General features: G+C 62.2%; 11 protein-coding genes. 1 reads left to right on the top strand and 10 read right to left on the bottom strand.

All coding sequences use genetic code 11. The features are described from left to right. The first annotated feature begins 21 nt into the window (after positions 1-21). A complete protein-coding gene (locus OHL13_RS12290; protein WP_263410415.1) occupies positions 22-1,968 on the top strand; it encodes an outer membrane protein assembly factor BamB family protein in 1,947 nt (648 codons plus the stop codon). Positions 1,969-2,043: 75 nt separating this feature from the next. Here the strand turns inward: OHL13_RS12290 and OHL13_RS12285 are convergent, their stop codons facing one another. The 10 genes from OHL13_RS12285 to OHL13_RS12240 form a co-directional block, all read right to left on the bottom strand. Next, on the bottom strand, positions 2,044-4,011 hold the full coding sequence (locus OHL13_RS12285) for a PP2C family protein-serine/threonine phosphatase (protein WP_263410414.1): 1,968 nt from the start codon (positions 4,009-4,011) through the stop codon (positions 2,044-2,046). Positions 4,012-4,019: 8 nt separating this feature from the next. Further along, positions 4,020-4,373 (bottom strand): STAS domain-containing protein, encoded by a 354-nt coding sequence (locus OHL13_RS12280; RefSeq protein WP_263410413.1) that lies wholly within the window; start codon positions 4,371-4,373, stop codon positions 4,020-4,022. A gap of 3 nt (positions 4,374-4,376) precedes the next feature. After that, the gene (locus OHL13_RS12275) at positions 4,377-4,814 is read right to left on the bottom strand and encodes an ATP-binding protein (RefSeq protein ID WP_263410412.1); all 438 of its coding nucleotides are present in this window, start codon (positions 4,812-4,814) and stop codon (positions 4,377-4,379) included. Beyond that, positions 4,811-5,962: a PP2C family protein-serine/threonine phosphatase gene (locus OHL13_RS12270; protein ID WP_263410411.1), complete on the bottom strand. Its 1,152-nt coding sequence runs from the start codon at positions 5,960-5,962 to the stop codon at positions 4,811-4,813. The genes OHL13_RS12275 and OHL13_RS12270 overlap by 4 nt, the downstream gene beginning before the upstream one ends. Positions 5,963-6,018: 56 nt before the next feature. Beyond that, complete coding sequence (locus tag OHL13_RS12265; protein WP_263410410.1) at positions 6,019-6,687, bottom strand: PspA/IM30 family protein; 669 nt, start codon at positions 6,685-6,687, stop codon at positions 6,019-6,021. 64 nt (positions 6,688-6,751) lie between these two features. Further along, on the bottom strand, positions 6,752-8,170 hold the full coding sequence (locus OHL13_RS12260; protein ID WP_263410409.1) for a flotillin family protein: 1,419 nt from the start codon (positions 8,168-8,170) through the stop codon (positions 6,752-6,754). A 124-nt stretch (positions 8,171-8,294) separates the two neighbouring features. Beyond that, complete coding sequence (locus tag OHL13_RS12255) at positions 8,295-8,861, bottom strand: NfeD family protein (protein ID WP_263410408.1); 567 nt, start codon at positions 8,859-8,861, stop codon at positions 8,295-8,297. Then, positions 8,858-9,391 carry a transcriptional regulator gene (locus OHL13_RS12250; RefSeq protein WP_263410407.1) on the bottom strand — a complete coding sequence of 178 codons (534 nt, stop codon included), beginning with the start codon at positions 9,389-9,391 and terminating at the stop codon, positions 8,858-8,860. Before OHL13_RS12250 ends, OHL13_RS12255 begins: the two co-directional genes overlap by 4 nt. Positions 9,392-9,496: 105 nt before the next feature. Then, positions 9,497-10,522, bottom strand: a complete 1,026-nt coding sequence (locus tag OHL13_RS12245) for a ribonucleotide-diphosphate reductase subunit beta (protein WP_263410406.1) — start codon at positions 10,520-10,522, stop codon at positions 9,497-9,499. A gap of 138 nt (positions 10,523-10,660) precedes the next feature. Continuing rightward, entirely contained in the window at positions 10,661-13,102 is a 2,442-nt protein-coding gene (locus OHL13_RS12240) for a ribonucleoside-diphosphate reductase subunit alpha (RefSeq protein ID WP_263410405.1), read from the bottom strand. Between the last annotated feature and the right edge of the window lie 113 nt (positions 13,103-13,215).

The following is a 13,215-nucleotide window of genomic DNA, read 5'->3' as shown; positions in this document are numbered from 1 at the left end:
GTCCGGTTTGGAAAGAGAGACATGGCAAAGAGATTTTTCCTCGGCATGGCGGTTGCGGCAACGCTCAGCAGCCTTCCCAGCGCATGGGCGCAGGCCAACTGGGCCTCCTACGGACAGGACCAGGCGGGTAGCCGCTACTCCAAACTCACGCAGATCAACACAGCGAATGTCACCAAGCTGGAGCGTGCCTGGACCTTTCATACCGGCGGCCAGGTGCAGAACGAGGCAACGCCGATCATTGTGGATTCAGTGGTCTACATGGCTTCGCCCAACGGCTACTTTGCCATTGACGGCATTACCGGCGAGCAGATCTGGAAGTTTGCGGCACAGGACACCACGCTGCGCGGTGTTGCCTACTGGCCAGGCGATAAGACCTCGCCGGCGCGCATTATCGGCTCGGTGGACAAGGGCCGCATCGTCGCCCTGGACGCAAAGACCGGAAAGCCTGTGCCGGAGTTTGGCGAGAACGGCTACGTGGACATCAAGACCAAGATGACCTCGCCACCGGCTATCTATAAAAACATGTTGATTCTGCCCACCATGGACACGCACGTTCGCGCCTGGGACGCGAAGACCGGCAAGATGGTGTGGAACTTCAACCTGGTGCCGCAGCCCGGCGAGCCCGGCCATGAGACCTGGGAGAGCGATGCCTGGAAGACCACCGGAGGCGTGAACGTCTGGGGACACATCACCATTGACGAGAAGCTGGGCATCGCGTTTATCCCCACCGCTCCGCCGTCTCCGGATTACGTGGGCATCAGCCGCCCTGGCGACACGCTGTACGGAACTTCGCTGGTGGCGCTGGATGCCAATACCGGCAAGCTGAAGTGGTATCACCAGCTGGTGCATCACGACCTGTGGGACTTCGACTCCTCGGCGGCGCCGGCCCTGGTGGAGATCAGGCAGAAGGGCAAGACAATTCCAGCAGTGGTGCACATGGGCAAAACCGGCCTGATGTACATCTACGACCGCCGCGACGGGAAACCGGTCTTCGGTGAGGAAGAACGCCCCGTGCCGGTGAGCACGGTGCCCGGCGAGAAGTCCGCGCCGACGCAGCCGTTCCCTCTGAAGCCAGAGCCGATCGCCCGCATCGCCATGAAGCACGAGGAGCTGCCGAAGAACATTACCGACAGCCTGACCAGCTACTGTGAGGGCCTGTGGCAGAAGTACAAGCTGGAGGACGCCGTGCCCTTCAACGCATGGAAGCTGAACCAGGACGTGGTGGAGTTTCCCGGCGCGGTGGGTGGCGGCAACTGGAACGGTGTGAGCTACAACCCGGCGCTGGGGCTGGTCTACACCAACGTGATGAACGCCGGCCAGTGGGGCCACATCGGCACTGGCGGCCCCCGCTTTGGCGGACCGCGTCCCGGAGGAGCAGGTGGACCGGGCGGCGGTCAGCGTCCGGCAGGTGCTCCCCCGGCTGGCGGACCTCCTCCATCCGGAGCTCCGGACCAGGAGTTTGCGGATCGTCCCGCGGCTGCGCCCACTGCAGGCCCGCGCTACAGCAAGATCACGCCCGAGGGGGGACGCTTCTGGCAGGCCGATACTCGCTACTCCTGCGCTCCTCCGCCGTGGGGAGAGCTGGTGGCCGTCAACGTCAACACCGGAGACATCGCCTGGCGTTCCACGCTTGGCGGTTTTGAGGAGCTGGAGGCCAAGGGGTTGAAGACCGGAGCGCCGAACCTGGGCGGCGGCATTACCACCGCCGGCGGGCTGATCTTCATCGGCGCCACGGTCGACTCCAAGTTCCGCGCCTTCGATGCGAAGACAGGGAAGGAGTTGTGGTCGGCAAAGGTGGATGCTCCGGCTCACTCGCACCCGGCAACCTATCTGGGCAAGGATGGCCGGCAGTATGTCGTGGTTTCGGCTGCGGGCGGCGGCTTCCTGCGCGATCCGGTAGCGGATGTCGTGGTGGCTTTCGCTCTGCCGAAAAGCGCGGGGAGAGCTCCGGTGAAGGCAAAGAAATAAGACTCCGGAAGAGTCCGGGTGCCCCACGTCCCGATTCTGGGACGTGGGTTTATTTTTGCCGGTTGATGCGAGGCTTTACGCCAGCGCCAGGGTCAGCACGGTGATGTCGTCCGTCTGCCCGAACAGGTGGGCGGTCTCGGCAATGTCCTCGGCGGGCAGGCGGGTCAGCGTCACCAGCTTGTCGAAGCCATACAGTTCGCCACCGGTTGAGCGTGCTTCCGGCACGCCGTCGCTCAGTAGCACCAGCCGTTGCCGGGCGGCAAGGTGACCGTGCATGGTTTCAAACTCCACCATCGGGCTGATGCCGAGCGGCAATGCTCCGGGGCTGGCCAGCTCCTCGCCATCGAGATAGGGGTTCAGGTGGCCGGCGTTGGCATAGCGGAAGCGGCCATCCTTTTCCACCAGCAGGGCGCAGGCGGTGGTGAAGCCGATCTCTCCCTGGCTCAGCAATGCGGTGTTCAGGTTGGCCAGCGCGCGTGCCGGTTCGCGCGAGCTCTCGCGGTGCAGCACGCCCAGGATCAGCGAGACGCGCATGGCTGCCTGCATCCCCTTACCGGAGACATCCCCGACGATGGCGAACAGCGAGCCATCGTCACCTGGCGAGATAAGGAAGAAGTCGCCGCCGACCTCGGATGCGGGACGGTAGGCTGTCTCCACCGTGAAGCCCGGCGTAGCCTGCGTCGCACGCGCCAGCAGCAATGTCTGCACGTTGTGCGCCGCGGCGATCTCGGCGGAGAGCTCGGCCTTCTCCCGCGCAATGCGGATGGTACGCAGCACCATGAACAGCAGCAGAACAATGCTGGTGAAGAAGTTCATCACCTCAGACCAGGCGATGTTGAAGGCAATGCCTGGAACACGCTGGAAGGGGTCGTCGCCGTTGGGAATGGCATGCGACAGGATCAGCGCCGCGCGCACCAGCTGGGCGAAAAACATCAGTGATGTGGGCAGCGCCGCGACCAGCAGCAGCCCGGCATCATGGTTGCCCCGTCTCCAGGAGCGGAACAGAACAACCGCAACCACGATATCGAGCAGGACATAGGTCACCACGCTCAGCACCAACGGCACAGCTCCCTGCACAAGGAAGGAGAGCCGCGCCGGGTTCAGCATGAACAGGTTCTGCAGGCCGATGTTATTGGCGATCAGCAGAATTCCAGTCATGGCAAACAGCTTCCAGCGTGGCCTGCCCAGAATGCGGCGGGTGAACTCCAGGTTGAAGAGCAGCGGCAGCGTGCTGAGCGTGCTGAAGACAAGCAGGTGCAGGCCCTGCTTCGGAATGGGGTTCCGGAACTGCCACATCTCCAGCAGGTTGTAGGCGGCAAAGGAGGCGTAGCTCAGCGTCAGGTCCAGATACTCGCGCCCGCGGGAGGAGAGATACAGTCCAAAGGCGACGATGCCCGCGATAAACGCAATGACCAGGTTGGTGTAGTTGCTGCTCAGGCTTTCAAAGGTTGTCAGGGCGCGGTCGTCCGCCATGTGCGCCGCGGAGCCGAGCAGAAGGTACGAGTCTCCGCTGATGCCGCCCTCCTGAAACGAGGGCGTATACAGGATGCCCGCGCGCAGGGCCACGACCAGGTGGCCATCGGGAGCAATGTCTTCCGGCAGCCGGTAGATCGTCGGAATCATATCGCCGAAGACGCCGGGGCCCTTGATATCTCCCGCGCCCCCGATGCGGCGGCCGTTGGCGTATAGCTCGTACGGCCCGTGCACGAAGTTGATGCTGACGGCCAGATCTTTCATGCCGGCCGGTACTTCCACATGTGCGCGGTACCAGACCACCCGCGAAGGCCGCTTCCAGTACGCGGCAAGTGATTCGCCACGCTTGTGTGCATGCCAGTGCGAGTCATCGTAACCGGGCTGTGCAAACTCCGGCCTGTCTTCTTCGCCGTTGGTCATCCAGAACGAGGTGATGTTCAGCGGCCGGTCCATGCCGGTCCAGGTCAGGTGCAGCGGGTCGGCCGTCGGCGGCGCAGGAATGCGCGTCTGCGCATGCAGAGCGGTAAAGCTCAGCAGCAGGGCAAGCGCAAGGACAAGGCGGCGCGGCATTCGTTCTCCTAGAGCGCGGCCAGCGCCGTGGCTTCATCCGGCGACAGCGTGGCGTACTTGCCGATGCCCACCATGGTGAAGACCTTCTGAAAATGCGGCGTCAGGCCGAAGATGCCGACGGTGCGGTCGCCCGTCCTGGCGGCATCCAGCAGTACCTGGATGATGATGGCGATGCCGGAAGAGTTCACATACTCGGTGCCGGTAAAGTCCAGCAGCAGTTTCTTCGCATCGGTCGCGTTGTAGGCATCAAGAATCGCGTCCTTCGAGGTAGAAGCGATGTCGCCCGCGAAGGCGAGGATGGTGACCGTGGTGCCGGAGGCAGCCGTGGCTGTCCGCGTCGCAACTTTGGTGGGGGCCTGCATTGCTTAATTCTTCTCCTTGTCGAGCCGGATGACCAGCCGCACAAAGCTCTTGCCCGGCGGTCCCTGGTGCCACTCGGCCTCGTCGACCAGCGACTGGATGAGGAAGATGCCCATGCCGCGAGGGTCTTCCTCGCCGAGCATCTTCTTGTCGATATCGGGTGTGGCCGGCTGCTGCAACATGCCCGCGCCGTCGTCCATGACCTTGATCTCCAGCTGGTCATCACTGGACGAGAGAATCACGCCGACCGACAGTGTGTCGTCCAGCCGGTTGCCATGTTCAATCGCGTTGATGCAGGCCTCGGCTACGGCGGTCTTCAGGTCTTCGATGCGGTCCGGGCTGAAGCCCATCAACTGGGCCATGCTGGCGGCAGTGCTCATGGCCACCTTCTCAAAGCCTAGCTCCGAGGGCAGCGTTACTTCGACGGCGCTTCCGTTCTTCATGCGGTTGCAGCCTCAAGATGGCAGAGGGCCAGGCCGGTCATGTCATCGGTTGGTGGAGCGTTGTTGGAGAAGGCGGCAAGCGTCGCCCAGATGGAATCGAGGATGACCACGGGATCGCGTGTCTCCAGCTCTTTGAAGGTTTCGGCCAGGCGGCCCTCGCCGAACTCTTCATCGTCTTCACGAAAGACCTCGGTCAGGCCATCGGTGTAAAGCAGCACGCGCGCGCCTGCGGGCACGTGGATCGGTTCCGCCATGTAGCGCATGCCCGGCAGCATGCCCAGCGGAGGCCCCGAGGCCTGGATCATGCGAATGGAGCCGTCCGCGCCCACCAGGACACCAGGGTTGTGGCCGCAGTTGACGATTTCGCCCTCGCCGGTCTCCGGATCAAGCTTCAGAAGGATGGCCGTCACATACCGGCGGCGGGCTTCATCGCCTTCGTCATAATGCTGCTGGCCCACCTGCGCCGCCATCTCTTCCAGGGAGACGGCGCGGCTGGCCAGCGAGCGGAAGGCGGCACGGAAGATGGTCGCCACAATGGCGGAAGCCAGTCCCTTGCCGGCAACATCGGCCACCACCATCAGGTGGCTGCCGTCGGGCAGCTCCATCGTGTCCAGGTAGTCGCCGCCCACCTCGTAGCAGGCGGTGGAACGTGCGGCAATCGCGAAGCCGGGAATCTGCGGCATGGTTTTAGGCAGCAGGGAACGTTGAATCTGCCGCGCCGCGTCCAGGTCCTGCTGCACACGCGCCCACTGCAGGTTGCGTTCATGAAAGGTCGCGTTTTCCAGGGCAACGGCGGTCTGCAGCACAAGACCTTCCAGAAAGTCCTGCTCGTAGATGGAAAGCTCAGTGCCCAGCGGAGTGGCGACGATGAGCGTGGCCAGCGTTGCGCCCTCTTTTGCGAGCAGAGCAAAGCGCGGGCAGTTGTTATACGGAGCGGATGGAGCATCGCCGTAACCAACCAGGACTGCGCCATCGGGAGCAAGAAAGACCGCTCCCTCCATCTCCAGCTCGCGGACAACAATGCGCGCCGTCTGCCGCAGAACGTCACCTGCCTGCGTGGTGGAGTGCACCTGGCGCGACGCCTCCAGCAGCGCCTGCAGGCGGGCAATCTGCTGTTCGAGGAAGTGGGTGTCCTGAATGCTCGACATAGCGGGGATGCGGGAAGTTTACATGAGAGGCCATGTCCTCTTGGGAGGAAAAGACATTACCCCGGTAGCCGCTGCTGTTGTTTCAGCTCCAGCAGCAGGTCGTCGATGCGGCTCTCACGCTCCAGCTTGTGGAAGCGGTCTTCTACGGTGTTCAGCCCAAGCACCGCCTGCGCGCCGGAGTTCTCCGCCTCCTGTCCCAGGATCTTCGTCTTCATCCTGTCCAGCGAACGAAGAGCAGCGCCGTCGGCGATCTTTGTCTGTGCCGCCGTGGCTTTCCCTGCGGCCTTCGCGCGGCGATTGCGGGTTATCAGCAGTTCGCACTGAGCCTCGGTCTCCTTCAGGCGTGTCTGCAGTTGCAGGTAAGCATTGCGCATGGTTTCGACCTCCATCTGCTGGTCGTCCATCTGCTGAGCAAAGCTGCCGGCCATTTGTTGTGCGCTCAGACTGCGGTCCAGCGCCATGCGGGCAAGCGCTTCGTCGTTACGCGCTATGGCCAGCTCGGCTTTTCTGTGCCACCCCGTGGCGGACTCCTCATGCTCGCGCTTGCGGTTTTCCAGCAGGTGCAGGTCGGCCACGGCGATCGCGACCTGCGTCTTCACCTGCAGAAGCTGGTTCTCCATATCCAGCAGAAGCTGCTTCATCATCTTCTCGGGATCTTCGGCCTTGTCGATCAGGTCGTTCAGGTTAGCCCGCAGCAGCGTTGTGACGCGTTCGAGTAGTGGCATGATGTTTCTCCTTCTGCACAACAGGCTTGCGGAGCCGCATGGTGCGGCTCCGCAAGATTACAACTTACGCATGGGTGCCCTGCGAATCATCGCGAGGCTTCATCTGCTTCACGTTGCTCATCAGGTCGGTTAAACTCATACCGCTCAGAGCTTCAAACAACGCAGGTACCTGGCTGGCGATCTTGGTCATTTCGCCGGTCAGCTTGTTGGCGCCTACATTGCTGCCGTCGCCGGTGGAGACGATGGTGATCTTGTCCACCTTGGAGAGCGGCTCGCTCATGGCGCGCACCACCTCCGCCATGTTGGTGATCAGGCGGTCAACCACGGCGGCCTGTGTCCACTCCTGGTAGGCTTCGGCCTTCACATTCATGGCCTTGGCCTCCGCCTCGCCTTTCTGGAAGATGATGGCGGCCTCCGCCTCACCCTGTGCGCGGATAGCGGATGCGCGGCCTTCAGCCTCCACGGTCAGGCGGGCGCGTTCCGCAGCGGCAAGGTTTTCAATGCGCTGACGCTCGATCTCAGACTGCTTGAGCACGGTCGCAATCAGCTCCTTCTCGTGACGCAGAATCTCGGCTTCCTGCACCTTCACCTGCTGCTCCTTCTCAATCTGCAGCACCTTCACCTGCTCCGCAACCACCTGCTGCTGCATCACGTTGGTCTGCAGCTCATAGGCCTTGTCGGCCTGCGCTTCCTGGCGGCGGCTCTGCTCAGTAAACTGCGCCTTCTGGATGTCGAGGTCGCGCTGCGCTTCAGCCTGCTTGGCCAGCGATGCTGTCTCAGCGATCACGCGTTCCTGGTCGGCTGCTGCCTTGGCTATGGCGGACTGGCGCAGGGCCTCGGCACGCTTGATGGCAGTGTCGCGCTCAGCTTCAGCGGCGGCAATCTCCGCGTCGCGGCGGATGCGGGCTACGTCCGGGCGACCCATGTTCGTGATGTATTCGTTCTTGTCACGCACCTCCTTGATGGTGAATGAGACGACTTCCAGACCCATCTTGCTCATGTCCTCGGCGCAGGTGGAGCGCATGCGTTCGGCAACCATCTCCGGCTCCTTCACAATCTGCTCCACGGTCAACTGACCGATGATGCCGCGCAGATGACCCTCCATCACCAGGCGGATCAGGCCTTCACGCTGTTGCGGCGTTTTGGTCAGGAACTGCTCCGCAGCGGTCAGGATCGACTCCTGGTCGCTGCGCACCTTGATCTGCGCGACGGCTTCCACGGTCACGGCAACGCCCTGCTTGGTGTACATGTCCTGTTGCGGAGCGACGTCAAACGACATCAGCTCCAGCGAGAGTTCCTTGCAGCTCTCCACCAGCGGAAAGATGACCGAGCCGTGGCCCTTGATAATGCGCGGACCGCGGAAGCCATAGACGATCAGGGCTTCGTTAGGGCCTGCCTTGCGAAACATCTTCGCCAGCAGGACCAGAAGAACCAGAGTAGCGACGGCAATGAGTCCAACAATGATGAATACCGATTGCGGCATAGTTTTCCTTTTTGGGTTGTAGCCAGTCGTAAGGCACAGGTCTGCCGTGCATCCGGTCGCTGGCTGCGGCCGGACGGGCATTGAGCTTTCTCCTACAGCTCAGGCGAGAGAACTTATTGGTGTGCTAATCCGTGCGGTCAAGCTGCAGATCGTGCCACGGCTTTACGTAGGCCACGCCGTGCTCGTACCGCAGCACAATCACCTCGGTGCCACGTTCCAGCGGCAGGCCGTCCACGCTGCGGGCAATGGCCGAGCGCCGCACTCCGTTCTGCGTGTACAGCAGTTCGCCGGTACCGCTCGGCAGGATTCCGGCGCTCAGCTTGCCGGTCACACCGCGAGCATCCGTGTCGGCGGCAGTCAACTCGCGCTCACGCGGCAACAGCACCTTCGCGAAGAACCAGAACAGAATGGTGGCTCCAACGCATCCGCTTCCCGCGGAGAGCAGCAGCACCACGGGCGCAACAAAGGCGCTGTAATGATGCAGCAGGTAACCGGTGCCGCCAAACCAGCACAGAAATGCAAGCACGCTGAAGGCATTGAAGCGCGAAACACCATGGCCGTGATGCAGATTCGCAGAGTGACCCAGGTGCAGGTGGCCCAGATGGAGATGCCCAAACCCAGCCACCGCAGACAGCACACTCAGCACAAAGCCGGTACCAAAGCAGACCAGATAAATGACATCCCAGTTCATCGGGGTTCCTTTCGCCCACGCGCCGTCTTCTTTGCGACGGCTTTTTTGGCGGGCTTCTCAACCTTGTCCGGCCGCAGGATCTCTGTCAGCCGCTCGACCAGGTGGGGCGTGTCGAGCATGGATGCAAGCAACAGCAGGCATTGGCGGGAACGGTCATGCTGAGCCAGTTTCAGCAGTGCGGCACGTAGCTCCGGATCGCGCCGGAAGCGCTCCGCTCCGCTGACCAGCCACAGGTCAACCTTGTCCTCCAGCACGCGGGCGTCCGAAAGCAGGTCGGCGTGGTAGCCCTCTGGGTCATCCACCAGGTAGCCGGGGTGCACCCTGAAGAACTTCGCCAGCACCTGGCGTGTTGTGTTGGTCAGGTGAGGGCGTGCGCCGCTCTCAATCTGCGAGAGATAGCTTTGGCTCAGCGAGCTCCCTGTCTCCGCCTCAATGGCGCGCATCAGTTCCTGCTGCGTCATTGACCGGTTCATGCCGCGAAGTGAGCCCTCCACTTCGCGCAGGTATCGGATTTTGTCGGCCAGTTTCATGGCTATTGCAATCCGCAATATTTATATCGCAATTTGCAATATATTGCAACCAAGATCAAAGCCCGGCATCGCTGCCGGGCTTCAAGGTTTGGAAACGCGATTGGTTTAGAAGTCTTCGTGCGAGAAGTCCACCTCGCCCGCGACGGCCACCTGGTAGGCGGAGACGCGGCGTTCGAAGAAGTTGGTCAGTTCCTGCACGTCCTGCAGCTCCATGAAGCCGAATGGGTTCTTGCTTCCGAAGATTGGGGGCATGCCCAGGCGCTGCACGCGCGAGTCGGCAACGTATTCCAGGTACTGCCGCATGTCGCGGACGGAGAGGCCGGCAACGCCGCCCGACAGCAGGTCTTCGCTGAACTGCAGCTCGGCCTCGACCGCGCCCTTCAGCATCTCCACAATGTCCTGCTCCAGCTTGGCGTCCCACAGGTCGGGTTCCTGCGAGCGAACGACGTTGACCACCTCGAAGGCAAACTCCAGGTGCGCGCTCTCATCGCGGAAGACCCAGTTGGTGCCGGAAGCCAGCCCATGCAGCAGGCCCTTCGAACGCAGGAAGTACACGTAGGCAAACGCCGCGAAGAAGAACAGGCCCTCAATGCAGGCGGCAAAGCAGATCAGGTTCAGAAGGAACTGGCGGCGGTGGTCCTGCGTGGCCAGGTGGTCCAGCTCCTGGATGGAGTCCATCCACTTCATGCAGAAGTCGGCCTTCTTGCTGATCGAAGGAATGTTCTCGACGGCCGCAAAGGCAGCAGCGCGCTCGTCCGGGTCGGGGACGTAGTTGTCCAGCAGCGTCAGGTAGAACTGCACATGCACAGCCTCTTCAAACAACTGGCGCGAGAGGTACAGCCGCGCCTCCGGCGAGTTGATGTGCTTGTACAGGTTCAGCACCAGGTTGTTCGACACGATGGAGTCGCCCGTTGCGAAGAAGGCCACCAGGCGTTGGATCAGGTGGATCTCCGCCGGGGACAGCTTGCTGCGCAGGTCCACCAGGTCGGTAGAGAAGTCGACCTCTTCCACCGTCCACGTGTTCTTAATGCCATCGCGGAACATGTCGTAGAAGACCGGATAACGCATGGGGCGCAGGGTCAGGCAAAGGCCTGGGTCAAGAATGTGCTCGGGGGCTTCAATGGCGGACATGGGTGGCTCCTGTTCGATGCGGTAAAGGGCTTTTTCTGTTGTCATCCCGCAACGAAGTGGAGGGATCTGCTTCCTGCATCTAGAAAAGCAGATCCCTTCGTTTCGCTACGGAATGACAAACCAAAAGTACGAATGCGTTTACTGGCAGGCCTCGCAGCTCTCGGGGTTCTCAAGCGAGCATGCGATGGCTTCCGTCGGGGTGTACGCCTTGGCGGCAGGCGCCGTCTCTGTCTGCCGTGCAGACGAGCCCTGGACGGTGGTCTTGGCAATGCGTGTCGCCGGGCGCGAGCGCAGGTAGTAGGTGGTCTTGATGCCATTCTTCCATGCGTACATGTACATGGAGCTCAGCTTGCCGATGTTCGGGCTCTCGGCAAACAGGTTCAGGCTCTGCGACTGGTCAATGTACGCTCCGCGCTCCTTGGCCATGTCGATCAGGCTGCGCATCGGTACCTCCCACACGGTGCGGTAAACCTGCTTCAGGTCTTCCGGCAGCTCGGCCAGGTTCTGTACGGAGCCTTCGCTCATCTTCAGGCGCTGACGCATCTCCTCGGTCCACAGGCCGCGTTCCTTCAGCTCGTTCACCAGATAGCGGTTCACCTGCAGAAACTCGCCGGACAGCGTCTCGCGCTTGAACAGATTCGATACCTGCGGCTCAATGCACTCGTAGCAGCCAACAATGGAGGCGATGGTCGCCGTCGGTGCAATGGCAATCATCAGCGAGTTGCGCACGCCGTACTGCTTGATGCGCTCGCGCAGAGCATCCCAGCGAGCGGTGTCTGTCGGCGTTACACCCCACAGATCAAACTGTAATTTTCCTTGTGCCAGGCGCGTCTGCGCAAAGGTCTCGTGCGCTCCGTCACGCTCGGCAATCTGCGTGCTGGCCAGCAGGGCGTAGTAGTAGATCTCTTCCTGGATGCGCTGCGACAGCTCGCGCGCCCTGGGCGAGTCGAAGGGAATGCGCATCTGGAAGAAGACATCCTGTAGACCCATTACACCCAGACCCACCGGACGCCACTTCGAGTTCGAAACCTGCGCGCCCGGAATGGGGTAGAAGTTGATGTCGATCACGCGGTCCAGCATCGGCACGGCGATACGCACCGTCTCGGCCAGCTTGGCGAAGTCGAACTCGCCATCCGCTCCAACGTGACGAGCCAGGTTGATGGAGCCCAGGTTGCACACGGCTGTTTCGTCCTTGGACGAAACCTCGGTGATCTCCGTGCACAGGTTTGACAGGTGAACCGTGTTGCCGGGCTCCAGCGTCTGGTTGCACTTCAGGTTGCAGGCATCCTTGAAGGTCATCCATCCGTTGCCGGTCTCGGCCAGCGTGCGCATCATGCGTGCGTACAGGTCGCGGGCTTTCACCTGGCGCTTGTATAGCTTCTCCGCTTCGGCCTTCTCATAGGCCACCTTGAACGCGTCGCCGAACAGGTCCGGCAGCTCCGCCACATCCTTCGGGTCAAAGAGCGACCAGGTGCCGTCGGCATCCACGCGCTCCATGAACAGGTCAGGAATCCAGTTGGCCGTGTTCAGGTTATAAGTGCGGCGGGCATGGTCGCCGGTGTTGTCGCGCAGCTCCAGGAACTGCTCCACGTCTGCGTGCCACGGCTCCAGGTAGACGCAGCAGGCGCCCTTGCGCTTGCCGCCCTGGTTGACGGCCGCCACCGAGGAGTCCAGTGTACGCAGCCAGGGGATAATGCCGTTCGACAGGCCATTGGTGGCGCGGATCAGCGATCCTTCGCTGCGTACGCGGTGAAAGGCCAGGCCAATACCGCCCGAGAACTTCGACAGCAGGGCCACGTTCTTGTAGGTGTCGTAGATCGAGTCCAGCGAGTCCGACGGAGAGTCGTGCAGGTAGCAGCTCGACATCTGCGCATGCTTGGTACCGGAGTTGAACAGCGTCGGGGACGACGGCATGTACTCATGAGCCGCAATCAAACGGTAGAACTCAATCGCCTCCGCGGGCGAGCCGGCAAGGCCGCACGCCACGCGCAGGAAGAAGTACTGCGGCGTCTCAATCACCTTGCGCGAGATAGGGTCGCGCAGCAGGTAACGGTCGTACACCGTGCGCAGGCCAAAGTACTCAAAGCGGTCGCTCAGGCCGTCGTCGACGGCATGGTTCAGCTTGCGCATGTGCGTCTTCACAAACTCGGCGACGGCCTTGTTCACGACGCCTTCCTGGAAGCCGTACTGGATGGACTGCGAGAAGGAGTGCAGGTCCTGCCCGGAGACCTCCTTGTGCAGGGTGGCCAGCAGCAGGCGTGCCGCCAGGCGGCTGTACTGCGGCTCCTCGGCGATCAGCGCCGCGGCCGTGTCAATGGAGATCTTGTCCAGCTCCTGCGTCGTGGCGCCGTCATACAGGCCGCCGATGGTCTTGGACGCAACGCGGATGGCGTCTACCGCGTTCAAGCCCTGGGCGCAGCGCTGCACGGCGCGGACAATCTTGTTCACATCCACCGGCTCAAGGCTGCCGTTACGCTTGCGGACATGCATCACCGGGGTCTCGCTTGCGGGCGGGGGAAAACCGGGGTTCAGATCGTGCAGGCTGGTCTGGGTGCCAGGTTGGGGGAGGGTAGTTGCCATCGCTCGGTAGCTCCTTGTCACCGGCCTGGCAGACGTATGGCGGGCAAGAAGCAGGCACCCAAAGGGCACAAAGCGACCTGTCACGCCATCCCTCCGCGGGGACGATGCATGCG

The sequence above is a fragment of the Terriglobus tenax genome, from assembly GCF_025685395.1.
GTDB classification, from domain to species: Bacteria; Acidobacteriota; Terriglobia; order Terriglobales; family Acidobacteriaceae; genus Terriglobus; species Terriglobus tenax.
Note: the sequence above shows the minus strand (reverse complement) of the source record. Positions and strands in the feature narration are given on the sequence as shown.